Origin of the sequence: Paenibacillus sp. FSL W7-1287 (assembly GCF_038004245.1) — a bacterium.
GTDB classification, from domain to species: Bacteria; Bacillota; Bacilli; order Paenibacillales; family Paenibacillaceae; genus Pristimantibacillus; species Pristimantibacillus camelliae.
This window is the reverse complement of record NZ_JBBORD010000001.1, coordinates 1,110,305-1,136,696: the sequence shown is the minus strand read 5'-3', so window position 1 is coordinate 1,136,696 and position 26,392 is coordinate 1,110,305. Positions and strand designations below refer to the sequence as shown.

Below are 26,392 nucleotides of genomic sequence, written 5' to 3'. Positions count from 1 at the left end.
TACTTCAACCATCAAGCTTGCTGCTTCGCAAGCGCTGCAATTGCTCGGGGTGCTGCCGAGCTTTTTCTAACCATCAGCTTAGGCTCAATAACGGTATGCTTCTTCACTTTCTCTTGATTCATCATCCGTTGCAACACCTGAATCGCCGTACGTCCAAGCTCATTTGCCTCCTGCGATACGGTCGTAATCTCTGGTATAAAGTGATGCGCAAGCGGAATATCGTCAAAGCCGACAATTGACATATCCTCTGGCACCTGAACGCCATGATCAATTGCGGTTTTAATCGCACCAATCGCTACAAAATCATTGACACAGAACACTGCGGTAGGCTGCTTCTTCAAGGAAAGCAAATGCTCCATTTGCTTCCGTCCGGAATCGATGGAAAAACTATCCGGCAGGATCCACTCCTCACGTACTTGCAGTCCAGCATCCTTCAAAGTCTTCTTGAAGGCACGCAGCTTACTGGAGGTCGTACTCATATGCATCTCACCGCCTAAAAAGGCGATGTGCTTATGCCCATTATCGATAAGATACTGTACAGCCATACACGCCCCCTTGTATTCATCGGTGGCTACTCGGGTTAGTACGTTACCTTTTACAGTACCATTAATCAGCACAGTCGGAATCGTTGATGCATGCTGAATAAGCTCTTGATCCAGCTCCTCATCACCATTTTTAAGATTGATTCGGCCTCCGAGAAATAACATGCCATCCACGCGTCGTTCACGCAGCATGCTCAAATACGCCGATTCCTTCTCATAATTACCGATTGCGTTCATCAATAGAAACGTATGCCCTGTTGAATATGCTTCCGTTTCAGCACCAGCCAACACCTCTGTATAGAACGGGTTAGTCAGATCCGGGACAATGATGCCAATAATCCCTGTTTCCTTCTTCAACAGGCTCCGTGCCATAGCATTCGGCTGAAATTGATATTGCTGAATGAGCGCTTCTATTTTTTTGCGTGTTGAATCCTTAACAGGTGCCGTATCATTAATCACCCTAGACACCGTTGCCACAGATACATTGGCAAGCTTGGCAATATCGTATATTGTCATCTGCTTCATCACAGTAGAACCTCCGAACTAATGTCCACATATTACTTTCACATATTATAGCAAAAATAATTAAAACCTAACATATTTATACATATTTATATACATGTGACAGTAGGTTCGTGCACGATGCACGAACCTACTACTTTATTACTATTAGATTAGAACACGACTTTTCAACTCTGTCCATGGCATAGATGTGTGATTGTCAAACAGCAGCTTTACGCGATGTGGCAATTTTCCCTGCTCATCGAATAGCTCAAGCGTATTGTTCCCATCGTTTAGCCAAGCAAGCGGAAGCTTGTAATCCTCTTGTGGGCCAACCTGCCAATATCGTCCAAGGTTTCTGCCATTCAGCCTAATAAAGCCCTTGCTCATTCCTGTTAGACGCAGCTTCAGCCTAGCATGTGATGGCATATCCGCTTTCGACCAAGTAAAGCTGCAGCGCTGCCACGCTGGTCCTCCGTTTTGTTCATTCGTGCTAGATCGCTCGCTGACTGGTAAATCGCTCAGTGAGACAACCTGCCACGGGTCTAGTCGATGCTGCTCATCGCATACAATAAGCTGCAATCGATCAATCGGAGAAGCTACATACTCCATTTCGAACGCATTCGATCCAGCTTGCAGATAGGAAGTGAGGTCTGCCGTATGGAATTTAAACCAATTGGCATAGCCTTCGAGCTCAACGTTAACCCCATTAATTTTCAGTGGTAAGCTTATTGCTCCAACAAGCAATACACGCTTGCCCGCTTCCATATGCCATGTCTTTTTTAACGTTTTCGTATCGCCTACAGCATTCACTTGCGACAAATCCACCATGGCATTCTCTAGCTGCCAACCGCTGCGGAAATCAACAACGTCTGCCTCTTTATATACAGCGCCTGAAATTCCTTTTTCCTCACCAAGATAAGGCGAAAAATTCAATCGGCCCATATGCTGTACGAGAAATTGAAGCTGATTACGTCCCTGCGGCAGCTGCAAGCGAATGCTTCCAGCTCCGACATCCCTTATGAACCCTTGCTCCTCACCATTAACGTAAACCCGAACAGGGTCCTGCAGAGCTGAGATCGCAATCGTTGTTTCGCCTGCGTGATCACAATGCAGCTCATGGGAATATAGCAAGTATCCCGCGTCTTGCCCGAATTCTGCAAAGCCAACTGGACGCTGCAGCACAATACCACATGGACTGCTTAGCATAACCTGTGAGCTGGACCAGCTCGTTAGCTGAGGCACTTCAGTCTGAGTCATAGTATTGCGGCTGCTCAGGGATGCCGGTGAATCATAAGAGAAGCTGCTGCTTTGTTCATCAATGTATAGCGTTGTTCTGCTATCATCCTGTACCCCTTCCAGCACTCCCTCTGCAGTAATCGAGATATCCTTGCAGCCAATAATCCAGTCCGCCGTTGAATGACTAACCCGCCAAGCTTGTTTCGTGCTCTCTGCATTCAACACAACAAGCTCTACGAGTCGACCCTTCACCTTCAAGGTAATAAGCTGTGGCTCCTCGAAGCTGTAGAAGTCAAGCAGTAATTGCCTTTTATGATGCCATGTATAGCGAACAGACGGATAATCACTCGCTGTCCACTCCAGCTCATCATCAGCTTCAAGCAGCACAGACAATCGCTGTCCCTTACCACCGCTAATGATTAGCACCTGACGATTCGCATAGCTTTCATTGCCAATAAGATAGCCACCCATCGTTAGGCTTAGACCGTCCATTACGTTAATCCGATCCAGCACCGGAATCATCTGCCCAGCTTCCAGTGTGAGCGGTAACGTTAACTCATCATGCAGGGTAATAAAGAAGCTGTCCCGCTCCTCCTTCTTATTTTCCACAAACAGAAGCCGCTGCTCATCGAGCTGCAGTCCAGCTATCGCTAGGCCTCCAGATGCTTTAAGAGATGAGACATCTGCCTCCTGCGATTCCAATAGGAACGAAGACATCACTCCAGTAAATTGTGACAGCTTCTTCGCTGAATAGTACTTTTCAGTCGTTCGCCCATATTCATTAAGCGGCGCATCATAGTCGTAGGACGTGATCATAAAAATATCGCTGCTGCCTACAGTTCTTCCGCCGTAGCTGCCAAAATTCGTTCCACCATAGAACATATAATGATTAATACCATCAAAGCCCGCTGCAATTGTCTCCAGCATTCTATTCTCATAAAGCAATGCTGTTTTCTGCAACGCTGCAGAGCCGCCCCAATGCTCGAACCATCCCGTCCAAAACTCTGTTACCAGCTTCGGAGTGTCTGGCTGCTTCGTTACTAATTGATTGTAATGATGCTTAGCACCTGACCAGAAGTTCGCACATTCAATCGTTTCCTCAGCCCCGCCGACACACGTAATAAGAGGAACCTCTATTCCGCGAGCTAGCATGCCATCACGAAGCAAGCGCATATAGTTTTTACCGCGTTCGCTCTCCGCCAGATAGCCGTATTCATTCTCTACCTGAACGAGAATGACGTTCCCGCCCTTTGTTAGCTGCCGAGACGAGATGATTGGCAGGAGCTGATCAAAATAGCGAAAGATGTAGCGTAAATGCTCCTCATGATCGATGCGATATTGCATATTCTCCTTTGTAGATAACCACCAAGGATAACCGCCAAAATCCCACTCTGCACAGATGAAAGGTCCTGGTCTAGCAATGACCCATAGTCCTAATTCAGCGCAAAGGTCGATAAATGCACCACAGTCGTAATCACCTTCAAAGTTAAAGCTGCCTTCCTCTGCTTCATGCACATTCCAAGCAAAGTAAGTATCAATACAGTTCATGCCAGCAAGCTTAGCCTTTGTAAGTACGTCTCGCCATTCCTCCTTCGGCATGCGAAAATAATGAATTGCTGCGCTATTAAGAAAAACGCGCTTGCCATCTATAACAAAACTTTTATTATCATACTGAATCGTCATAGCTGATCTCACCCATCCTATTTATTTGTTTATGGCCTAGTCGATCTATCCATATCACACACCGTAACCATCTTATTGAAATGGGTTACATAACCTACTATTAAATAGCAACTGTATGAGGCCAGATCAGCGTCAGTGATGCCTATCGTCTGATCAAAAAGTGTAGTAACAAATCCGAACTTTATGAACATTCCGCAGACCCACAGGCCGTCCGGATTTGTCACCATTACATCGCAAACCAAAAGTTAGCCAACAATACCTGACTGTTCAAAGTTCTGTACGAGTTTCTTCTGTACAGCGAAATAAATAATTAGCAATGGCAACAGATAAATGAATGCTGCCGCTTGTTTCACCGCATCAAACGCAAACACATTAGCCCCGGGTACATTGTACCAAGTTTGCACAGCATACAAAATGTTGTCTACATTAGCCGGTGAAAAGGTCTGAGCTAGCTTAATGCTTAAGTACGGTCCATCTGGATGGAAAAAGCCAGTGTAGTAGGTATCCCCATAGTTCCATACAAAGGACAGTATGCCAACTGTCATAATAGCAGGTATCGCATTAGGCAGACAGATTCGGAAATACGTCTGATAGAAGCCGCATCCATCAATGAGCGACGCCTCCTCCAGCTCCTTAGGCAGCCCTTTAAAGAATTGTCTAAAAATAAACACGAACATGCTCTGCTTCACACCAAAGCCGAAAACCGCCAATAAAATCAACGTAATCGGCTTATTGATCAAATCAACCGTGCTGCCACTAATCGCCGTAAAGATGCCGAAAATATCAAAGTTTTTGAAGCTCAAATATTGTGAGATGAGCAAGGACTGAGGCGGCACAACGAATGTAAGAATGACGAGAAACATGACAATGTTTCTTCCCCAAAAATTCACTCTGCCAAGCGTATAGCCTGCAAGCGCACAGACAAAGATTTGGATAGCTGCAATCATAGCCGAGTAGAGAATCGATTGTACCATCGGCATCCCATTACCAAACACCAGTCTTATTGCGGCTTCAAAGCTGACAATGGAAAACTCCATCGGCACCCAGACCACATCAGGATTCCCTAGATCCTCCAGGTTATTGAACACGGTCGGTATTAGCTTAATTAACGGATACAGAATGGCAAAGCCAAGACCGACAATCAACGATATGAACGCATACCAGAAAAGAATTTTCTTAAAGCTCTCTTTTACGTTGTATAAATTTAATTGCTTTGTTTGCTTTCTAGTTGATGTTTTAGTTTGAGTCATATGGCTTCACCACCCTGTTAATAACTAGCATCAAGATCAATAAGTCGATTAATACATTCAATAAATAGACAACGGAAAGCGCAGACCCCGTACCAATACTATTTTTATTAAATGCAAAATAATAGATTTCCGTCGAGATGGTCGATTTAAGAAACATATCCACGAACGTATAAATCATCGCAAATAACATAATGTTTGCAAGCAGCGGCAATGTAATTTTCCAGAATACCTCGTAGCCGTTCGCTCCCTCGATTTTAGCCACTTCATATAGGGAGGCATTAATCGACTGTAAGCCTGCTAGAAAAATGAGTGTTTGCACGCCTGTTTGTGAGATAAGCAAAAACACACCGTTAATTAGCTCCGAAATAAATCTTGTAACGTCACGCGGCAAGAAGGTATATTCTCTTAGGAAGTTTAATATAAACCCATTGTCAAACGTTTCTGTGATCGAAGCGTTTGCTACATCGCCACCTGTTGTCACTAGTGTTAAATCAACAACGACCTTCAACCCTAGTACGATTGGCAGGAAGAAGATAACGCGAGCAAGTCCACGCCCCTTAAAATTAGCATTTACAAGGATCGCACAGAACAAGCTAAAAATAACGATTACGGGCGTATTGATGAAAATATCTACATTCTCATCCGTAAATATCCGTAAAAACTGCGTACTTTGGCTTGAAACTTCCGTCGTGAACAAATCAATGAAGTTTTGAAAGCCAACATATTCAAGGCTCATCCCTCCGGAATCAGCAACGCCAACCTTATGGAATGAATACTTAATTGTGCTTATTAACGGATTTACAAAAAACAATATAAATCCAAGCAACCAAGGAAGCACAAAGATGATACCGTGAATCTTTCGCATATTCATATGTGAGATCTGAAATCTTCTGCTTTTATGTGCGGTATCTTCCATTACCCAACCTCCCAAAGCGTTTTGCCTGTCTATTGAATATACTTCTTAGCAGCAAAACGCTGCTTCGAAAGCATACTCTTAGCGTTTTGCCCGTTACTTAATGACGTAGCCAAGTGCATCAAGCTGGTGCCCTTCAACGGTTACGGCGAACTTATTATAGTTAACGATCACCTTGACTCTAGATGCATAGGTTGTTTCAAACACATTCTCATCTACCATACGATGGTTCACAATCTCTGCTGAGCCAATCTTAGCGATTCCTGCGCTATATTCCTCATATAGCTCCTTCATTCGTTGCTTAATCGCGCGATATTCCGTTGCAAAGTACTCTCTGAATTCTGAATACTTAAGAATATCAACGTTTTCTGCGGTAATGGTAAACTTCGGAATACTACCGAGCTCCAGTGCTTGCAGAATAAAATAGTCACTACGGTCAGCCGATAGATTCACATTTAGCGTCGTATATTGCGTTAATCCATTCATAACGAGCTGTCTAAATGGTACGGACGTATACATCGTTCCGTAATCACTGCTTTCACGAGAAATATTTGCCGCATATGTCGCATAAGGCAGCTTATCGCTATTCGGATTATCAAGTGCTACTTTTTTGCTTTCAGTTAGCTTTTGCAAATTGTCATGGACAATCGAATTTGAGATATATGGATTAACAATCTCCTTATCCTTATAGCTCGCATAGTAGGTAGATCCCATATCATTGACAAAAATAGAGTCAAACCCACTAGAGTCTTTAATGAATCGATCTACCGTGTTACTTAGATTTAACGGGTTTAACAGATACTGAGCGGTTGTATACGTATCGAATATGCCAAGGGCAAGATTATATTGATGAATAGCCTGTGGCTTATTGTTAAAGCCATATACTGCATTGCGTTTCGGTTTAAACCCGTCCTCATCATCATATACACGCATCAAATCAATATTGAAGAATAACTCATGCTCGTTGCTCGCAGCATAGTTCATGAGCTGCTCCAGCTCTTTCTTATCCCCATTAGCCTTCACTAGCTCGGCTTTGTTACCGATTGAATTGTGCAATCCACCGTTAAACACGCCTTTATAATTTACAACCGTCGGTATTCCCTCTAAATCCTGCAGAATGCCCTGCAGTTGATCATAGCTCGTCATAGACTGTGACTTTTCATAAGGGATCCCGAGGAAGCGCTTCTCTAACATAAGTCCGCCAATGACATCCAAGAATAGCTTCGGACGATTGTCATAGGACAGCTGCAGCCCGTGTTGATCGATTAGATAGCTCTGATAGGCCTTTGCTAATTCATAGTGAGTTACCTCACTAGCAAACAGCTTATAGCGAACGGTATAATCAATATCCATTACGCCCGTTGAAGCGGTATACCGCGCTTCCTCCTCACTATATGGACCGAATACCTTTACGCGAGAGAACTGCATCGCATCAAAGCTGCTGAACACCTTATTATTAGGCGTTCCACCAAGTGACGTATCCTCCACCCCAAGCTGAACCTTGATTTTCCCTAGCTCTGCTCCCTTTTCAACAATGCCGAGAAGACCGCTGCTTTTGCCCTTTTGATCGGTATAATATAGGCCAAACACTGGCATCATTAGATCCTCGGGGAATTCAGACATTTCATACAGCTTGTCGTAATAGGTGTTGTTGTAGATCGGCCGCTCATATTCCGGAAATTTACCGTTAAAGGTATTCATTTTGAATAAAGCGCCTGTGCCATCTGGAACAAAAATATAGCCGTCTGCAACATTTTTCGCTGCTGCCATACCGAATGAAGGAAGCACCGAAATATTTTGCATCGTGTAGAAGTCGTTACTGTTAGCAATCTCATAGGTCGGAACCTTAACGACGAGATCACCGTTGTCTAGTGTGACCTCCATCGTCACAATAAAGTTAGCTGGTTGAGTAATTTTAACAGTTAGTCCGTGAATGCTGCTCTCTTCAACTAACATATCTGTCGTGTAGTCAATCGCCTTCGTCATCGCGATTAGATCACGTACGAGTGACAACGGCGGCAGCCCTGCGAATCGGTAGTAATACAGATCATTCGCGCTATCATACTGATACGTTAAGGTTAGGGCATCCTTGAACTTCAAGGCCTGAGCCTCTGTAATTGCACCCTCTGCCAGCTTTTCATCAATCTTATCGATAAAATGAGCTTCATAATTCTCAGCTAATATCTTTTGTGGCACATACTCATTCAAGCGATACGATTCCGTCTCGAAGAAATCAAATATGATCTGAACACCGTTTTCAATTTGATTGAGCGTATAGCGTTTGTTTTGAATCGCATACGTATATGCATCCCATTCGTACAACGCCCCGTCCTTACCGAGATACTTAATAATAACCGGAGACTTATCGACGACACTGCTATCCTTATCGAGCGATAAGCTGCTCCATTCCGTACGAGTTTGTGTATCAATCACTTTAATATTGAGCGTTTCCGTATTAATATACAGATCCTTACCTTCATTGCTAGCTAATTTAATATTACCTGCCTGCTGATCAAGCTCACCAATTACTTCAGCTATTCCATCCTTAACGTATTCTGGCATGGCTTGACGCTTAATGCCTAGAGATTGAACCTGTGAAGGTACAAAAAATAGTGAAATAAAGGCTACAAGTAAAATCGCCGCAATGATCATCTCTTTTGCCCCCGCATTTCTGATGCGGTTGATTGCTGTTTCGCTAAAATTTCTAATCACATTGCGTCACCACCTTTTTGTTATTTCACTAAATACGGAATATACAAATCCAATCACTTTACCCATTAATGTAAAGTACAGCATCGCAAGAAAGATAATAATAACAGCTGCGATGAATGTAGCAATGAGCGTCAACACATTCGTTAATGCCGTATACTCATGCACCACGCAAAGCCCGCAGAACAATAGAAAGCAAAACCATACCGTGCCAATCATCGTAAAGGCATTTAACAGCGGTGCCTCCTCCATCGTCACGACATTACTTAGTAAAATGCCTGAGATATCAAAAAGCAGCTTCGGCACTAAGGCATAACACATCACGATGAATATGTCGCCAATGGAGCCGTTCCCATCAAACAGCGTTGTAATGCTCCAATTACTGATAAGAAACAGGACGATCGGGAACAAGGTCGTAATAAAAATCGTTACGCTGTTAATATAGTGAATCGGAAAAGTATTTAAGATAAAGCCTGTATATTGATAGGATAAAACACCAACAATACCGACAAGAATCAGAATTAAGGTAGGAAGGATATATCTTTTCTTCTCATGATTAATGACTTGATAGAATCCATCAAATGGATGCAATAACACATGAAACATCAGTTTTCCATCTTCGATAATAGACATAAATACAGATCATACCCTTTCTAAACGGATTTAATAGGTTATGGAACTATGCTTAACCGTTCTTCCTGTTATATCTGTATTCCGAATAAATCAAGTAACCAGCAAAGAGTAGAAACGGTATCACAAGCCAAATGAAGTTATTTTGAATGAAAATATTGCGATATCCTGCAAATGCTTTTGAGAAATAGCTGCGTGCGTTGCCTAGCTTGGAATAATACATCGCCTCTTCATATTCATCCTGCATGAGATAGTTTCTACCTACTCCTGTATAAGCAATATCATAGTTACTGTTCAGCTCAATGGTTTTAGCATAGCTTTCTGCAGCCTCTTCCCATTGTCCATAGTAATACTGCTTCTCTGCATACAATGCCGCTTCACCAAACTCTGTCGGTTGATACACGTGTGCGATGGCAAACTGTTTATCCGTAATGATTAGTTTGTCGCCAAACCATGTAATAGAGGTTGGTTCCCTTACATCACCCTTCGAATATCCAATCGAGCCAAAAATATTCAATAGATCTCCTTGAAAGTTGTAAAGGAATACTCTGCCCTTGTTTTTGTCTAGTAATGCATACACGCCATAGTCTGAAACAGCGATATCGACAAATTGGCTGCGATCATCTGCCGACAAGTAATTCACATCACCGATGACCCAAAAGTAACCATTCTCCATCAGTACATTCTCGCCCTTGGAATTAAAGCGAAACACTTTATCCTGAGCAGAAGAATCAAAGGTTGTTGCGTAGATCATACCTTCGGAATCAATCGAAAGGTTGTTAAAGGCTGGAGCAAACACCTTCTCCATCTTTTCCTTTTGCTCACTTGTTGCGATTGTTTTCCAGAAATGATCGATCACATTCACTCGTGGCTTGTTCAAGCCAAAGTATCTAGAGAAATTTCCATTGTTATGAATTTCAATAATGCCTTCGTAGCTGCCCTGGACAATGACGCTAATTTTTCCATCCTTATCTACCACGATTTTGGAAGGCTTGAATAATGTAGCGCCGACCATATTTTCTGGCCGTTCGATGATACGCTTAAATTGATAGGTAAGACCATCTAGGACAACAATCCGCTCTGCTCCCGTATCCGCAATATAGAGCTCATCGCTGTATTCATGATAGAATACCCCTTCTGGCTTATCTAGCATGAGCTGTTTGTTGGCAGCATCAACGATAATTTTATTGTTTTCGTCTCGAATGAGTTTAATGGATTGCAATAATTGTAGGTTGGCGTCTAGTACATTCACTCTACTTTCCAATGTATCGACTAGAAAAATACGTTCATCCTTGCTTACAAATACATCATCGATACTCCCCATCTTAATCTGCCCGAGCTGACCTTGATCGATCGTATCCATCCATTCAAAAGCAGGCAGACTTCTCGGGGTATCGCCCCAATAGTCATAGATGTAATTCGTTTCTTGCGTATGTTCAGCGAACACTGGAGTGGAGGGAAGAAGCATACATAATATTAAAACGAATAATAAAACCCTCTTTTTCTTCATCGCTGCTAGACTTCCTTTCCATATGTTTATTGACCTGCTGATCGTTATCTCAATCTCGCTTATTCTTTAATACCTGTAGTAGCCATCGTTGAGATTACATTACTTTGAGAGATAACGAATACGACAACAGGTACAACAAGCATGATTAATGTAACAGCAGAAGCAACCCCCGTTCTCGCTATACCTGCATTAACGATCTGTGATAACGCATAGCTGACCGGCTTCAGTTTCTCCGTAAAGATGACGCCCCCGCCTGTCGTTCCCCACAACGATTGGAAAGATAAAATAATTAACGTAATCCAAGCCGAGCGAGATAATGGCATCATAATTCGCCAGAAAATCGTGAGCTCCTTGGCACCATCAATTTTAGCCGCTTCAATTAAGGCATCTGGAACCTGAACCATAAAGTTCATCATCAAAAATAGTCCTAGCGTTCCACCAATAGAAGGCAGCAACAATGCCCAATATGTGTCAATCATATGCAGCTTTGACATAATGATATAGTTCGGCAAAGCCGTTACCGTACCGTTAAACATGAGAGAGTAAACAATCAGCTTTGACATCGTTTTGGAGCCAGGAAAAACATACTTTGCAAGTGGAAAGGCTGCCATTGAGCCAATAATAACCGAGCCCAGCGTACCTACCGCTGTAATAAAAAATGTATTGAAAATATATCTCGTGATCGGTACCCACGAATTTCCAATGACGATGAATAAGTCCTGAAAATTCGTAAGCGTCGGACTCATTACGAACAATCGTGGTGGAAAGATAAAGATCTCATTCAACGGCTTAAACGCGTTATTAATGATGAAGATTAAGGGCCATACGCTGAATAGACCGAACAACCCTAAAAGGATCGTTAGCGACATATCGCCCATAATGCTTCTGTTTCTACGCTTGAATTTTCTAGATACATAAGCTTTTTTTATTGTCGCAACAATACTACTCACATTACGCACCTACCCTTCTTAATGCTTTCTGCACGATAATGTTAGTAAACAGCATCGTAAAGAATAAGATTGTTGCAATCGCAGAAGCATAACCCATCTCATATCGAATGAAGCCATAGTCATGTAGGTGCGTCAGAATGGTATGACCTGAGTATTCAACGGATGGGAATCCAGCTAATTCAATCGATAACTGGGATACCGAGAATGAAGCTGTAATCTGCATAACCGCTCCGAATAGAAGCTGAGGTCTCATCGATGGCAGTGTAATGTACCATAGCTCCTGCCAACGATTTTTAATGCCGTCAATGCTGCCTGCTTCGTACAACGTTTTGTCTACATTTTGTAGTCCGGCAATAAAGGCCAGGAAGCTGACGCCTAAGCTTAACCAAAGCTGAACTAGGATCAGAATTGGAAATACGTAATCCTTATTATCAAAGAATAGAATGGGTTCTGTTATAAAGCCTAAGCGCAGCAGCCAGGAGTTAGCATAACCATACATATCGGAAGAAAAGATAAGCTTCCAGATTAAGTAGGCATTACCTGAGATAGAAGGTGCATAAAACACTAACGTCATAATGGCACGAACCTTAGGGGTAAGCTCATTGATTAACCAAGAGAACACAAAACACATTAAGTAACTGATTGGCCCTGTAATCAATGCAAAAAACAATGTGTTTTTTACGGCGATCAGGAATATATCGTCATTAACTATGAGATTAATATAGTTTCTAAATCCGACAAATGAAGGAGCTTCAAGCATATTGAAGGATGTAAAACTAATAACCATTGAAGCCATTACTGGTATCACAGTGAACACGATGAATAGTATCGCGAACGGCATGATTAATAGATACTTCGCCCCATGCTCTTTCCATATCTTCGAAAATGACCTATTGTTTTTTCTTCGCGTGATTGTTTGATTTGTCAGCATACTCTCTGTTTACTCCTTTTCCCATAGATTGCAAGACGTACTTCAATCACTGCTGATATAGGATAGATGGAACTCCTGACGTTTTTTTGTAAGCTCCTTATCGATCTGCTTGTTGTTCAGATATAAGGCTTCACGTGGACTTTCACCACTCGTAACGACGCCGCGGAACGCATAATCAATGGCCCTCGTTGTCATATATCCGCCAGGCACCTCTGGCACGCCTACAGTAGCCTCGAACTGTTCTTTAATCTGTGCGGCATCCTTAATTGACCACGGTAGTTGATCGAGTACCTCGACATTTGCGGTTGGATAACGAGCAGCAGATCCCATAATCGCTTCTAATGCATTGGCATATTCTGTTTGCGTTTCTGTCGACAGCCACCATTGCATAAACTCCCAAGCAGCCTCTTTGTTGTCAGCATCATCAAGAAGAACAGTATTAATTGTGCTCGATACGACCTGGTTATTGATTGTGCCATCCGCTCGCTCTATACCAGGCAGTGGAGAGAAGGACCATTGACCTCTAATCTCTGGAGCAAATACCTCTAGCTGGTTATAGGTCGTGTATTGCGCGATACCAGCTGGCATCTCACCCGTTCTGAAGCGGTTTGGAAAATCAGCAGAAACAGGCAGGCGATAGCTTGTAAAGAAGCGTGTCACACGACTGAATGCATTCATCGCATTGTCTTCCGTCAGTGCACTCTCTATGCCGTAATCGTTGCCTTCACCCTTGAATAGATCACCGTCGTATTGAAACACCATAGAAGGAACTAGCTCTTGACCTGGGATGTAAAAATCATAGTTGTTTGCGTGGAGCACTGAGATAACATGCTCTACGTCATCCCATGTTTTTGGCGGTGTAAGCTCAAGCTGCGATAAAATGTCATCGCGGTAAAACATCATGAGGAAGGTTTGCTGCTCTGGCAGCGCATATACTCCTTCTTGGAACGTAACCGTACGAAGTGCGCTATCATAGAACTTTTCGGCTATAGCATCATATCCCTCTAGCTTTGAAAGATCCGTTAGGGCGTTACGCATGGCGAAGTTAACAACCATGTCTTGCGGAATGGACAATGCCACATCTGGACCGTTGCCTGCTAAAGTAGCTGGCAATATAACGTCCTCGGGAATAAGCATTAAATTGACTGGAATATTACTTTGCGGAGTAAATTTTTGATCAATCATATCTTTAATAATTTGAGCCTGATCTCGACCAGACGATACCCACACCGTAATGGCATCCTCACTTGTATCTCCAAACATCTCTGTTTCGTCTACAAAGAATGTAGAGAAAAATCGAGACACACTGTTGTATGCGCTAACAAAAAAGTTTGGCTTCGCTTTTTTCAGCTCAGATCCAGGAGCATATAATGTGAAGCTGTCAAGCTGCAAAGGCATCTCAGAAATCGATGTAATCCAAGTCCCTAAAGAAGAAATATTGTTTGCTAACGTACCGAGCTCTTTAATGACTGTGTCAGGTTTAGCTGCAATCCCCGCTGCCTGTACCTGCATCTTCTCGACCATTGCTGTTTTCTCGCCCTTTTCGCCGGTGATTCTCACTAATTCGTCAACAACCCGCTTCAAGCGTTCACTCTCAGCTTGGAAAAGCTCAGAATAGTTAGGAATTTTTTTCGTAATTTCATAATCAATATAGTGGTCTGGTACTAGTCCAGTAATTTGCACAGTTTTTCGATAAAGATCGTTAAGAACAAATACACTTTTTTCTACTTCGGATAGAGGCATTGCAAATTCACCTAACACAACCTCTAAGGAAATCGTATTTTCCCCTTCCTGCAGCAGAACAAAATACTCTTCATCTTCCTGTCCAATGGTGTAATTGACGAATCCAGAGTGAAACGCAAACGGCACAGCCATCGCTTCACGATATGGAACTTCACCATTTACTTTTAGTTGTCTATAGGACATTACGCCACGGTTCGTATTTTGTACGCCTCGGAAGGATAGGTGGTACAAGCCTTCCTCTGGCACATCAATCTTCCACTCGATATAATCTCCGGGCGTTCTCCAGTTGGGTCCGCCAATAGCGTTTAGCTTAATTTTGTACGGATGATAAGGCTCCGTATTGGGATTGCTATAATCAGTAGCCATCGTAATGTCCACAGATGACTTTTCAATACCTAATGTGCTGCCATCGATACGTTCTGCTTGGTAGACAAGGTTTTCCTTGCTATACACGCTATACTTTTGCTTCCACTCGCTCAGCACTTCTTCATAGGATCTTACTTGTGGAGCAGTCTTTAGCGTAAGATCATGAATCTCCATAGGCTCTTTTACGGATTCAAGCGTAATCGTATGTGTGCCGGCACTAAAATAAAATTTGTAGGGCTCTAGATTTCTTTTTTGTGCATCACCGATATACACCGTCGTCAATCGCGGCTTTTCTACCGCTAAAGGTCTAATCTCATTACCGTTTCGCTCCATGATGGCTTCCCCGTTGCTATTGTCCCATACACGGTTAAACACTAATTGATTCATGCCCTTAAAATAGCTTTCACCATCAATAAGGAGCTTTCTTTCAATTTTCGAGTTTGTACCCTTTACTGGGATATACGACAGTGAAAGATTGTAGAAGCCCGCTTCCTTCACTTGAAAAGACCACTCAATCGCGCCTTGTTCACCCGTTGTAACCGTTTCCCCATTAACTAACGCTTCCATACCATCAAGCGCCTTAAACGTCGTCACATCCACCTTTACCTCAGCGGATGCCATGTTCCCTTCATACCCTTGTGCTGAGAGGTACTCGCCGTATGAATCCTCAATATATTCATGGCTTTCCTTCTCCAGCTCAATAGCAAAAGCAGGGTCAGTGTTACCTGACCCTAGCCCTGCAGGCATGAACATGGCTAAAACTAAGACTAAAACCATACTGAATCTGAACGCTCTTTTTTTCAGGCCCATACCTTACCTCCGTGATAATTACGAAGTGCCGCTATCATTGCGGTTCAACAACCTTATAGTGCGAGTTCAAAAAGTCCAGCTTTCAAAGGAGGACTTTTTGAACTACCTCGTTAATTACTCAACTTTTACCTTCAGCGTCAAATTCGCCGTATTTCCAGCAAAGTCTGTAACTGTAATTACTACATCGTATTCACCTGGAGTCGTTGCATCCAGTTCACTTACATCAGCCGTTAGATTCGCTTTTACATCAAAGCCGTCTTTATCAGCAGCAGTATCAATAAAGTCATCCTTCCAGTTAATCGCTGAAACATCTTCATCTACATTAACCGTACGATACTCTGCTTTTGCTGTAATGGTAGGTGCAGTTGTGTTATTTGGATCGTAAATAACGACATTAAACTTTTTGCTTGCTTCGTTGCCAGCAGCATCCTTCACACTTAACGCTAAGCCGCCTTCATATTTTGCTATTGCTGTAAAGTCAATGGCACTCGTATCTACAGCAACCGCTTCAAATGCAATGTCGCCATCAACACCATCTTCAGCTTTTACGAATTCATTCCAATTCACAGTTGCTGGATCAGTTCCTGCTGCTACTGCAATCGGAGTAACCGTTTCTGTAAAGAACGGAGGCATATTATCTACAGGCGCACTAGCACTCAATGCGCTTTCCGTCGAGCTCATCGCGTCAAGAATACGGTTTTTATTCGCATCAATTGCAGCTGCATATTTTGGCGTGCCGTTTAAGCCGTAAATCGAGCTACCCATGATTTGCTCTTCCCACATTGGGCCCCAAGATAGAATCGTTGCAAACTCGTTTGGAACGGGATCTGCAGATAGAGCAAGGAACGCTTCCATTACTGCCTCACCATAGGTTTCGTTCGTTACGTCTAAACCAAAGTTAAGTGCTGCAGCCTTCGCTTGAGTCGTTAAATAGTCAAGCGCTTTATCACTGTTAGCCAATGTTTTATATGCAGTTGACCAGTAGATTTTGTATGCTTCAAGTGCAAGCTTTGTACGCTCTTCGTCAATACCTTTCAGTACAGCCATTTGGTTACCAGGAGCAACGTGCTGTTGGTACTTCGGATCATCAGCAGACAAATGATCTGGTCTTGGGAATGGAACAACCCCCATAGACTCTCCACGCTCAGCTAATGCCTGACCTGCGCCAGCTGCTAGCCAAGGAACCATATTCGTAAATACCGTTTCACCATTACCGAAATCATTCGCATTCCAAGTCCAGCCTGGTCCAGGCTCGCTATCATTGTATCTAGCTGTAAACATTAAGTTTTTATTCGTCAGGCGATCAATGTACTCAATCGCTTGCTTTGCTTCTGCAGAATCAGCTGTTAGGCCATTTTCGCCATACACCGCACTACCATTGGAGTGGATTGCATGATAGGCTGTTTGTCTGTAGTCCGTTTGGAACGCTTTAATAGGCACATCCGTTCTAACTGGAGACATTTTGTTAGCATAGAACTCGTTAATTTTCGTTAAGTAGTCTTCGAATTTTGACCATGTCCACTCGCCCTTTTTCCAAAGGTCATGTGGATAAACAGTCTGACCATTTTCCTTCAAAGCATCAACCTGATCTAGATAGTCGATATTGTAGACAAGCGGCCATTGTGGCACGAATTCAAGAATGTAGTTCAAGAAATAAACGCCACCGAACATTTGGTTACCAAACATCCACTCGTGGTCTGGATCTGCAAAGATGTCTTTATATTGATCTAGTGGCTGGAAGATATTTTGTCCGAGCAATGTCCCTTGAGAACCACCCCATAGCAAAGCAATGTCTACGATAGGATCGTTAGCAAGGACAGATTTCAGCAATGATTCACGGATATCCTCAGGATATTGCTTCCACTCTATTTTTACGTTTAGTTCATTTAACACGGCTTCTTCAGCTGCTTTTCTCGCTGCAAGCTGATCTGGTGGCATACCTGGCTCACCAGTTACTGGATCTGTCCAGCTTGGGTCATCTCCAGGCTGCCAGTGAGTACCAAAAACGATAACCGTCGGCTCTCCACTCGGCTGATCATTGTTGCTTGTTTGCTCTGTGTTTTCTGTATTGGTATTGTTATTGGTCGGTTTCGGGGTATTCTCAGTTTTAGAACAAGCACTGAGCAATACTGTAGTAATTAGAACTAATGTCGTTAACAACGTAAAAGCTTTTTTTGATTTACTTACCATACTTTGCATCCCCCTGTTTTCGTAATTTGTAATCCAATCGTTCGATCAGAAAAAGAAAAACATTATGATTAGACAGAAGTTGACGAATGACTCATTTACACCACACATAAAGTAAAAAGTAAGCGCTTTAATTTCCAAGCAACATTCATTCAAAAAAAGCTTTTATCACCTTCCTATCCGTTCCCCTTATTCATAACCTTAATCAAATGATCCCTGCAAAATTAATCATAATGTAACCCGTTTTATGAAAGGGGTTTCACTTCTCTCAAAAAAAATAGGTGAATTAGTTCATCTCTTGTTTGATGCCATTTTATCGCCTCATACTTTATATTGTCAACACAAAAATTTTAATGCCATTCTGACCAAGCCTTACTGAGCTATCAACACAAAAACTTCAAAAATTTTGAAAATAACCGTTGTTTTTTAATGACGTCCTTCGTATAATGGTGTAAATGTAACCGCTTTCTATGATGATCCAGCAAATTTTATAAGCAAACTGTTCTTCACTTTAATCATACTTCTCTTTCATCGTTCTACTCTTGAATAGTTCTACTCTTGTATAGTTTCACTCTTGTTTTACTCTAGTTTTACTCTTGTTTTACTCTTGTTTTATTCATGAATTATTCTCTCTTGAATTTGTTATTTTCTTGGGTCTTCTTAGCCCTTTATGAAATGGGTTTCATAAAGGGTATGTTATTCGTAACTGGAGGGTGTGAATGACAAGTCAAAAAAAGATGCTCCTGATTGCCTTAGTTGCAGTCTTGTTTATCGTCTGTCTTGTTACTTTAACTATGAATATGAGGGAGAAAAAAATGATAACTAGTGATACTGACATGCTAGTAGAAAATACGGTTGTCCATTTGATTGAGCATGATGGCGTGCAGGTAGCCTATCAAAATGGATTACCAATCCCTGAGTTTTCTACTTGGAAGATGAATGAAGAACGCAGACAATATATTTCCTTGAATGGAGAATGGAAATTCGGACATGAGGATGACATCAATTGTCCCCAAGCTGATCTTACATGCAGCGATACTACGTATGATGATTCCGCTTGGTCTGTGCAACCCGTTCCAGCAAGTCTTGACCTAGCCTACGATAATAAGAAATACCAATATACATTCGGTTCATTTTGGTTTCGTAAAGTCTTTAAGGTCGAACAAGATTGGAACGACAAATTCGTTAAATTAAACGCGCTAGGAATGGGCTATCATTCTGTTGTTTATATCAATGGAACGAAGGTTGGAGTGAATGAAGGCAGCGCAACGCCCTTCTCCTTCAATGTTTCGCCTTACTTAAATTATGGCGAAGACAATATCATCGCTGTCCAAATTATTAGACCAGCACACGACCATGAAGATGTTGGAGCTCTGCCAGCTGGTGGGTTTGACTGGTGGGATTATTCCGGCATTACTAGAGATATCTACTTGGAGGCGACAGCTCCACAGACGATCTCTAAAGTCATTGTAGATGCTTCTCCTCTTAAGAAACGAGTCCGTGCTTCTGTCGTCCTACTAAACTACAGCAAAGAAGCTGCAACGCTAGATGTGCAGGTTCATCCAGGTGTGGACAATATAGAAGCTCAAACGAAAAGCGTAACGTTAGGTGCGGATGAAGTAAAGGTCGTTGGCTTTGAATTTGATACACCGGATATCGAGGCGTGGTCAACAGAGTCACCCAACCTATACCAGCTAACAGCTGAAATTGTAAATGGTGATCGGCTCAAAACACAATATGGCGCGGTAGACGTAGAGGTTGGAGATGCAAAGGTGCTGGTTAACGGCTCTCCAGAATGGTTCAAGGCGACAAACTGGCACGATGAGAACAAAGAGTCAGGCCGATCCATGTCACCTGAGGAATATCGTGCAGAGATTGATGTCGCTAAAAGCGCGAGCGCTAATCTTATCCGTAATGCTCACTACAATCGTCATCCATATGCTTATGAGTATGCTGATCAGATCGGAATCTTTGTCATGGATGAGATCGAGAATTACTGGTTGAGTGAGCAGGCGATCGGTCATCAATTGTACGAAAAAGGGTTATCACGCGAAAAAGCAATCGCTATGGCTTGGAATCAGGTGAATCATCCTTCTGTCATCATTTGGAGTGTAGCGAATGAAAATACACCGAATAATACGACACATTTGGCATGGTTTAACGATATGAGAGATGCGGTAAGATTGGTCGACCCTAAGAAGAGACCTGTCACCTACGCTTCGAATACCCAGCATCATCCGGTTGATATGTCCATGTCAGCGGCCGATATTATCGGATTCAACCAATATTATGGCTTCCACGGTGGCGAATCTGAGGATTACGGCGCCGAGCAGTACAGAAAGAAATTGCTAGAAATCCACGAGCGTTACCCTAGCAAGCCTATCATTCTATCAGAGAATGGAACATGGTCGAGCTTAGGCGATCGCGCACGCGAGCAGTGGCAAGCAGGCAATTTTGCTGCCCATTGGGACGTAACCGTTACTTATCCATTTACAGCAGGCTACACCTTCTGGAATCTAAAGGATTATCGCAGCAAGATGGAGTACACAAGCCGAGATCCTCAGCGCCTGTCGGGAATGGGAATGGTGGATTGGAATAATCGTGCACCTAAGGTTGTCTATTACTACTTCCAGGAAGCAACAGATCGCGGTGCGAATCGGATCATGAATCCTCGCTTTGAACGGGGTATTGAGGAATGGCAGGTTATCTCCTCTAATAAACAGTCGGTCACGCCTACTGAGGAAGGTCTGCAGCTCACATTAAATGCATCAGACTCTATTATGTTGAAGCAAAATGCATTTGATCTCTTAGCGGGCAAATATGTATTGGAGCTTCAATTAAGCAGTCCAGAAGATGCTGTAGCAGGAAAAATTGTGCTTAAATCCAGCTATTTGTCTGGCGGATCATTAGAGAAAACGTTTGATTCTAGCGGCACGATCAAGCTGCCATTTACGCTGACGCATAATGGGGTTACCAGTGTTTCTGTTCAGCTTCAATTAGAAGGCACAAAAGCGAATGAGCAGATCATCATCGAACAAGTGAATTTGTTTCCAGAGTTGAAATAGCAGGCAAATAAATAGGGCTGTTCAGCGAGTAAGCATCCGCTTACTTGCTGAACAGCCCCTTCTTGCGTTAAATGATAATTATTGCAGCTAGTCCATCGTTTAATGCCAATATGTAGGATACGCTCGATTGCTGCGTAAATTGTTAATGATTAATCCCATAATTACGATCGTTACCGATCCGATAAGGACTGGCGTAACAAGATACTGCCAGCTATAGCCACCTGCGATAATAATGATCGGATTAGCCGCGGCAGGCGGGTGCGTCGTTTTCGTCAGCATGACGACAATTAATGAGACGCAAACGGCTAGTGCAAGCGTCCATGCATAATAGCCAAATAATGCGTGCACAGCTATACCGATTGCACTTGAGAGCAAATGCCCACCAATTACATTACGCGGCTGAGAGTAAGGCACCTGCCATGCGCCAAACACAAGCAAGCAGCTCGCTCCGAATGGCGCCATAATCCATAGTGTTTCAGTAAAGCCAGTTAATGAAAGCAATATTCCGATGGTAACCGTCCCGCCTATTACGACTGTTAGCATATCTTTGATGTCAACGGTGGATGGATTATTCCCTCTGCCCGCCATCTTCGAGATATAGCGGTGCATCACATGCCCTGTCTTTGTTGCAGTACGATTCATTGTATATTTCTTCCTCCATTTCCCATCCATCAATATACAATGAACCGTACTACCTGTCAATTTTATCTAAGTGAAGCGTTGACCTACTAAACCTCCTTGCGCTGCAAGTAAATAAAGCCGGCTATAAAAAACAAGACAAAGCTACCTCCAATGACCGTGATGAGCTGCTCCCACGGAGCATAGAAAATATCACTCTCATTATCCGTAATATACATCATCAAAAAAGGCTGTCCCCACGGATAAAAGGGCGCAAGATCTTCCGAATTCAGAACAAGCATCGTAGGAATCGTAAAGATGACATTTACAGCAAATGAAGCAGCCAAGGATTGAAACAGCGTGGAAAGAAACAGCATAAGCGCGATTAGTGGCAGTGTTGCAAGCCAGCCCCCTATCGTACCGCGTATCAGCAGCTCTATCGGGAATGGTTCACCATACTGCTTCAACAAGCCAGCCACTAGCAGTGCGAGCAGCACAAGCAGCTGCATACATAAGCTTAATAGGCTAACGATTAGGAATTTGGCTACATATACCTTTCCCCGCGTCGTTGGTAAAGCAAACAGCTGCTTCCAGCCCCCTGCTTGATGCTCATAGCGACAAATTAGCGTTGCAAGCACACCGATCATTAGCGGCAAAAACAAAACGCCATAAGCTAGATTCGCATTTATCGCTGCATACACGTACTTTTGACCTGTTAGCTCCTCTGCATCAACATTAACATTCAAAGCAATCGCCAGTACGATTAGAGGTGCCAGCAATATAAAGGGAACGATATTCGTTTTCCATAGTTTAAACCATTCTGTCTTCAGCAATGCCTTCATTTAGCTCACATCCTTTCTACAGAAGTGCCACATGCCAGCTATAAACAGCAGCAAGCCAGCACTAATGCCAAGTACGATATTGATGAAAGGATTATTCCAATCATTCGCTAATGTTGGCCATTTCCATAGGAACCAATCGGGAAGAAAAAAGGCCATGAAAGTCAGAATTACTCCGACTACCCCTATGCTCACGGTGATGCCCTGATTGTTGTTAGCGACCGCAACCCACAGGTGAAACGCAATGAGCGCCTGTGACGCAAGCCACGGATAAAAGCTGACTTGCACAATCCGCAGCCACGGAATATCATCGCCCAGTCCCAGCGTTAGTCCGTATAACGTCGTGCCGATTCCTAGAATAATCGAGGATACGAATAATAGCGTTGTCGCGATTACGTACTTTGATAGATAGACTGACGATCGATTGACTGGTAGCGCCAGCCATTGCTTCCAGGCATTCGTTTGGTTCTCTATGCTTGCCATCATCGACGTCAAGATGACGATACCTAATACGAGTGCAAGTGGGGTTAAGCTAAGAATGCTGTCTAAGTAAACCGACCAGTCGTCATCGCTTATTGACAGCAAATAATCTTTGCGAACGCCATAATTCACCATCGTCAAACCGACTACACCTAGCGGGCCTAATACGGTTAGAAACCAAAGACCTTTTCTCTTAATTTTCATCCATTCTGATCGAAGTAATTGGCTGAGCATTATAAACTCACCCCATCCGTCATACTTAAGAAGATTTGCTCGAGCGACTGTTTATTTTCCTCCACCCGATAGATGTCATGTCCTTGATGAACGAGTAAAGAGACCGCATCTGCCACACTGCGATTCGAGCAGTTTTCTAGAATAAGCTGCTCTTGCTCATGAGCAGCGGCAAGCTCCAGCTGCTTTAGCGCAGCAACCGCTTTGCCAGGCTCGCTGCATTGAATTCTAATTGTAGAGCGCGCCAGCTTTCGCAAATTCGACATCTGATCCTGATAGATTAGCTTTCCTCTTGACACCACGCCTACCGCTGTAGCGATTTGATCGATTTCGGATAAGAGATGACTGGATATTAGTACAGTCATGCCATATTGCTGCGGCAAGCTTTTAATAAGCTCACGAATCTCAATAATGCCCGAAGGATCTAGTCCGTTCGTTGGCTCATCCAGCACAAGTAGCTTCGGCTGATGCAGCAATGCTGCGGCAATGCCCAATCTCTGCTTCATCCCTAGCGAGAAGCCTTTAACTTTACGATGAGCAGCCTCCGTTAAGCGCACCGTTTCCAATACCTCACTAATGCGCTTATGCGATACGCCTACGATCTCACGCACAACGTTCAAGTTTTCATATGCGGTAAGATGCGGATAGTAGGATGGATTTTCAACGAGCGAGCCGACCTGACGCAAAATGTCGAGCTTACTCTTCTGAAGCTCCTTACCAAAGATGCGCACTGTGCCAGATGTAGGTTTCATTAATCCAAGCAGCATACGAATGGTCGTCGTTTTCCCTGCCCCATTCGGACCTAAAAACCCGTAAATTTCCCCTTCACGAATGACCATATCGACATGATCAACCGCTTGCTGCTTCTGAAATGTTTTCGTTAATTGCTCTGTTTGTACAATAATACTCATGTTTTTCACCTCTAAAGCAAGTATAAATAGGCAAGGTTAAAGTGAGGTGTGGGGAAAGGTTAAATTTTGTTTAAATTAAAAACAGAACCTTCCCCTGTACTTTGGGAAAGTTCTGCTTAGTGGTTAGTCTTACGGAGTTGTTTTAATTTCTATTGTTTGACTTTTACAATTCCATTTCACTGAGAATCCAATGATTTCTGCTATGTCTAGAGGCTTAGTTTAGAGGATGTCGTATTTCTATGATGAATTCTTCATCTCTACGATAGTGCTGCCATGTTAAGCCCATACCTTCTACCATCATATGGACGATGGACAAGCCAATGCCTGCACCCTTGTTATCAGTCACGCCATCCATCCCTTGACCACGATCTACGACACGGATCGCATCATAACCTTCGCAGGCTTCCGTTTCGATCGCAACAAGCTTGCCATCACGAGCATGTCGCAGCACGTTTTGCAGCAGGTTATCGAACATTCGCTTCATCCAGATCGGATCTACCTCCCACGTCGGTACGTGAAGCTCTCCAAGCCTCATCTCAATCTCAAAGCCATTTTGCTCAAATACCGCATACCAAACCGCGATATGCTCACGCAAAAATCGATTAATTTGAAGCTGTGTCGGCTCATAGCGATACTGAGCACTCGATAATAGCGTATAGGCAAGTAAATTATCTACAAGCTCGTCGATATGACGGACGGAGCTATCCATCGTCTGCAGCGCTTTTGCTGCTCCATCAGGCAGCTCGTACTTGCTGACTGTATATGCATTAGCACGCAGCTTTGTTAGTGGAGTCCGAATATCGTGTGACAAATTAGCAATCAGCTCACGCCGAATCTGCTCCTCGTTCAGCTCTCTTTGGCGGCTATCATTCAATTGCTCCACCATATTGTTGAACGAATGCTCAAGCTGACCGATCTCATCTTGCTTCTTAACGTCAATAGATACTGGCAAGCCATCGGGATTACGCTTACTCATCGCACGCTGTAAGAAGAGCAGCCGCTTACGAATATTACGGAAAAATAAATACGAGATGACGATAAAGACGATAACAATAATTAAAATACCTGCCAGCAACCATATGCCGAATTTCTCAAAAATATCCGAATATGGATCTCTGAATAGCTCTCGAGGAAGCTCAACTACGACAAAGCCATTGTTCTCCTTGCCCTCTACAAAAGCAACGACTGTAAAGGGATCTTTACCATATCTGCTCTTCATAAAGGAAACAATGTCTGACTGTGACCATTGCTGTGGCAGCTCATATTGTACATTCCAGCTGCTCAGTAGCTGCCCGTCCTGGCTAATCCAGAACATACCTGCCTCTGGGTATTGCTCGCTCCATTTCTGATAAAGCAGCTTTACGTCCTCTTCAGTGGCAGAGGTGTCACTTGCAGCCTGATGCCAGCTGTTTTCTACTTTCTCATACTCGGGTATATCGTTTTGAGCCATTTGATTCGTTATACCGGTGAAAATAATTGCACCGCCAATATACGTTAGTTGAAACAGACCTAACGCACACAAAATAATAACCATATACTTAGCTTGCAGAGAGCCGAATAGCTTCCTCATAGCTTCACACGATAACCGATTCCGCGAATCGTCTCTATGATAGTTGGCTGTGATGGGTCAAGCTCGATCTTCTCGCGCAAATATCGGATATGTACCATAAGCGTTTTATCGCCTTCAATATAGCTTTCTCCCCATACCTGCTCATAGAGCTGCTCCTTCGTCAGTATTTGGTTCAAATGTCGAATAAAGCATTGGAACAACAGGAATTGTTTACCCGTCAGCAAAATCTCCTCATTCGTCTGCTTGTTGACTATGTGAAGCTCCTTCGTATGAATCCGCAAATGCTGGAGCTCTATCGTCTGCTCATTTTTCTGAAAGCGACGAAGTAGAACCTCGATGCGTGCAGCAAGCTCATCGGGATGAAAGGGCTTGGTCACATAATCATCCGCGAAGCTTAAGCCTTCGAGCTTATCCTCCACTGCTGTTCGAGCCGACAGCATTAGGATAGGCAGCGAGCTGTTTTCACGCTTTAGGCGCTTACCAACGGAAAAACCATCTAATCCAGGGAGCATAACGTCCAAAATTGCTAAATCTGCTTGCCCGGCGTACGCTTCAGCTCCCTCTCCTGATTGCAGCCAGCTTACTTCGTAGCCCTTATCCTGCAGCTCCTGTGACAACCACGAGCCGATCTCATGATCATCTTCAATGTATAAAATGTGAGGCATTCTTGATCAACTCCGTTCTAATCAACGATATCGTCATTATAGCCCACAT

18 protein-coding genes are annotated in these 26,392 nt (G+C 43.3%); 1 reads left to right on the top strand and 17 read right to left on the bottom strand.

Annotation, left to right across the window (positions count from 1 at the left end):
* Nucleotides 1-11: 11 nt before the first annotated feature.
* The 11 genes from NSQ99_RS05230 to NSQ99_RS05180 all read right to left on the bottom strand — a co-directional run bounded on the left by NSQ99_RS05230 (nucleotide 12) and on the right by NSQ99_RS05180 (nucleotide 17,967).
* A complete protein-coding gene (locus NSQ99_RS05230) occupies nucleotides 12-1,067 on the bottom strand; it encodes a LacI family DNA-binding transcriptional regulator (RefSeq protein WP_340835539.1) in 1,056 nt (351 codons plus the stop codon).
* 144 nt (nucleotides 1,068-1,211) lie between these two features.
* Nucleotides 1,212-3,965 (bottom strand): beta-galactosidase, encoded by a 2,754-nt coding sequence (locus tag NSQ99_RS05225; RefSeq protein WP_340835536.1) that lies wholly within the window; start codon nucleotides 3,963-3,965, stop codon nucleotides 1,212-1,214.
* 245 nt (nucleotides 3,966-4,210) lie between these two features.
* Complete coding sequence (locus NSQ99_RS05220; RefSeq protein ID WP_251669162.1) at nucleotides 4,211-5,215, bottom strand: carbohydrate ABC transporter permease; 1,005 nt, start codon at nucleotides 5,213-5,215, stop codon at nucleotides 4,211-4,213.
* Nucleotides 5,202-6,131 carry a carbohydrate ABC transporter permease gene (locus NSQ99_RS05215; RefSeq protein ID WP_251669163.1) on the bottom strand — a complete coding sequence of 310 codons (930 nt, stop codon included), beginning with the start codon at nucleotides 6,129-6,131 and terminating at the stop codon, nucleotides 5,202-5,204. Before NSQ99_RS05215 ends, NSQ99_RS05220 begins: the two co-directional genes overlap by 14 nt.
* Before the next feature lie 93 nt (nucleotides 6,132-6,224).
* A complete protein-coding gene (locus NSQ99_RS05210) occupies nucleotides 6,225-8,840 on the bottom strand; it encodes a DUF5696 domain-containing protein (protein WP_340835532.1) in 2,616 nt (871 codons plus the stop codon).
* A gap of 6 nt (nucleotides 8,841-8,846) precedes the next feature.
* Nucleotides 8,847-9,470, bottom strand: coding sequence for a Yip1 family protein (locus NSQ99_RS05205; protein ID WP_340835530.1), 624 nt, complete (start codon nucleotides 9,468-9,470; stop codon nucleotides 8,847-8,849).
* Between the two features lie 52 nt (nucleotides 9,471-9,522).
* Nucleotides 9,523-10,935, bottom strand: coding sequence for a hypothetical protein (locus NSQ99_RS05200; RefSeq protein WP_340835528.1), 1,413 nt, complete (start codon nucleotides 10,933-10,935; stop codon nucleotides 9,523-9,525).
* Nucleotides 10,936-11,036: 101 nt separating this feature from the next.
* Nucleotides 11,037-11,927 (bottom strand): carbohydrate ABC transporter permease, encoded by an 891-nt coding sequence (locus tag NSQ99_RS05195; RefSeq protein ID WP_251669181.1) that lies wholly within the window; start codon nucleotides 11,925-11,927, stop codon nucleotides 11,037-11,039.
* Nucleotide 11,928: 1 nt separating this feature from the next.
* Nucleotides 11,929-12,858, bottom strand: a complete 930-nt coding sequence (locus tag NSQ99_RS05190; RefSeq protein WP_251669183.1) for a carbohydrate ABC transporter permease — start codon at nucleotides 12,856-12,858, stop codon at nucleotides 11,929-11,931.
* A 42-nt stretch (nucleotides 12,859-12,900) separates the two neighbouring features.
* On the bottom strand, nucleotides 12,901-15,714 hold the full coding sequence (locus NSQ99_RS05185) for an extracellular solute-binding protein (RefSeq protein WP_340835526.1): 2,814 nt from the start codon (nucleotides 15,712-15,714) through the stop codon (nucleotides 12,901-12,903).
* Nucleotides 15,715-15,891: 177 nt separating this feature from the next.
* Nucleotides 15,892-17,967, bottom strand: coding sequence for a hypothetical protein (locus NSQ99_RS05180; RefSeq protein ID WP_251669187.1), 2,076 nt, complete (start codon nucleotides 17,965-17,967; stop codon nucleotides 15,892-15,894).
* A 716-nt stretch (nucleotides 17,968-18,683) separates the two neighbouring features.
* On the opposite strand from NSQ99_RS05180, the gene NSQ99_RS05175 reads away from it, so the two are divergent.
* Entirely contained in the window at nucleotides 18,684-21,029 is a 2,346-nt protein-coding gene (locus NSQ99_RS05175) for a glycoside hydrolase family 2 protein (RefSeq protein ID WP_340835522.1), read from the top strand.
* A gap of 99 nt (nucleotides 21,030-21,128) precedes the next feature.
* On the opposite strand, the gene NSQ99_RS05170 is transcribed toward NSQ99_RS05175, so the two are convergent.
* The 6 genes from NSQ99_RS05170 to NSQ99_RS05145 form a co-directional block, all read right to left on the bottom strand.
* Complete coding sequence (locus NSQ99_RS05170) at nucleotides 21,129-21,671, bottom strand: HPP family protein (RefSeq protein WP_251669191.1); 543 nt, start codon at nucleotides 21,669-21,671, stop codon at nucleotides 21,129-21,131.
* 86 nt (nucleotides 21,672-21,757) lie between these two features.
* Complete coding sequence (locus NSQ99_RS05165; protein WP_340835519.1) at nucleotides 21,758-22,489, bottom strand: ABC transporter permease; 732 nt, start codon at nucleotides 22,487-22,489, stop codon at nucleotides 21,758-21,760.
* Entirely contained in the window at nucleotides 22,490-23,200 is a 711-nt protein-coding gene (locus NSQ99_RS05160; protein WP_340835517.1) for an ABC transporter permease, read from the bottom strand. It lies immediately after the preceding gene.
* Nucleotides 23,200-24,108, bottom strand: coding sequence for an ABC transporter ATP-binding protein (locus NSQ99_RS05155; RefSeq protein ID WP_340835515.1), 909 nt, complete (start codon nucleotides 24,106-24,108; stop codon nucleotides 23,200-23,202). Before NSQ99_RS05155 ends, NSQ99_RS05160 begins: the two co-directional genes overlap by 1 nt.
* A 214-nt stretch (nucleotides 24,109-24,322) precedes the next feature.
* Nucleotides 24,323-25,642, bottom strand: coding sequence for a HAMP domain-containing sensor histidine kinase (locus tag NSQ99_RS05150; protein ID WP_340835514.1), 1,320 nt, complete (start codon nucleotides 25,640-25,642; stop codon nucleotides 24,323-24,325).
* A 32-nt stretch (nucleotides 25,643-25,674) separates the two neighbouring features.
* Complete coding sequence (locus NSQ99_RS05145) at nucleotides 25,675-26,343, bottom strand: response regulator transcription factor (protein WP_340835512.1); 669 nt, start codon at nucleotides 26,341-26,343, stop codon at nucleotides 25,675-25,677.
* Nucleotides 26,344-26,392: the final 49 nt, after the last annotated feature.

Coding starts and splice junctions, on each gene's coding strand:
- NSQ99_RS05200 (WP_340835528.1), bottom strand. CDS start 10,935: ATGCTTCTTCCCTCCACTCCAGTGTTCGCTGAACATACGCAAGAAACG.
- NSQ99_RS05215 (WP_251669163.1), bottom strand. CDS start 6,131: ATGGAAGATACCGCACATAAAAGCAGAAGATTTCAGATCTCACATATG.
- NSQ99_RS05225 (WP_340835536.1), bottom strand. CDS start 3,965: ATGACGATTCAGTATGATAATAAAAGTTTTGTTATAGATGGCAAGCGC.
- NSQ99_RS05205 (WP_340835530.1), bottom strand. CDS start 9,470: ATGTCTATTATCGAAGATGGAAAACTGATGTTTCATGTGTTATTGCAT.
- NSQ99_RS05190 (WP_251669183.1), bottom strand. CDS start 12,858: ATGCTGACAAATCAAACAATCACGCGAAGAAAAAACAATAGGTCATTT.
- NSQ99_RS05175 (WP_340835522.1), top strand. CDS start 18,684: ATGACAAGTCAAAAAAAGATGCTCCTGATTGCCTTAGTTGCAGTCTTG.
- NSQ99_RS05150 (WP_340835514.1), bottom strand. CDS start 25,642: ATGGTTATTATTTTGTGTGCGTTAGGTCTGTTTCAACTAACGTATATT.
- NSQ99_RS05145 (WP_340835512.1), bottom strand. CDS start 26,343: ATGCCTCACATTTTATACATTGAAGATGATCATGAGATCGGCTCGTGG.
- NSQ99_RS05180 (WP_251669187.1), bottom strand. CDS start 17,967: ATGGTAAGTAAATCAAAAAAAGCTTTTACGTTGTTAACGACATTAGTT.
- NSQ99_RS05165 (WP_340835519.1), bottom strand. CDS start 22,489: ATGAAGGCATTGCTGAAGACAGAATGGTTTAAACTATGGAAAACGAAT.
- NSQ99_RS05155 (WP_340835515.1), bottom strand. CDS start 24,108: ATGAGTATTATTGTACAAACAGAGCAATTAACGAAAACATTTCAGAAG.
- NSQ99_RS05185 (WP_340835526.1), bottom strand. CDS start 15,714: ATGCCTGCAGGGCTAGGGTCAGGTAACACTGACCCTGCTTTTGCTATT.
- NSQ99_RS05220 (WP_251669162.1), bottom strand. CDS start 5,215: ATGACTCAAACTAAAACATCAACTAGAAAGCAAACAAAGCAATTAAAT.
- NSQ99_RS05230 (WP_340835539.1), bottom strand. CDS start 1,067: ATGAAGCAGATGACAATATACGATATTGCCAAGCTTGCCAATGTATCT.
- NSQ99_RS05170 (WP_251669191.1), bottom strand. CDS start 21,671: ATGAATCGTACTGCAACAAAGACAGGGCATGTGATGCACCGCTATATC.
- NSQ99_RS05160 (WP_340835517.1), bottom strand. CDS start 23,200: ATGCTCAGCCAATTACTTCGATCAGAATGGATGAAAATTAAGAGAAAA.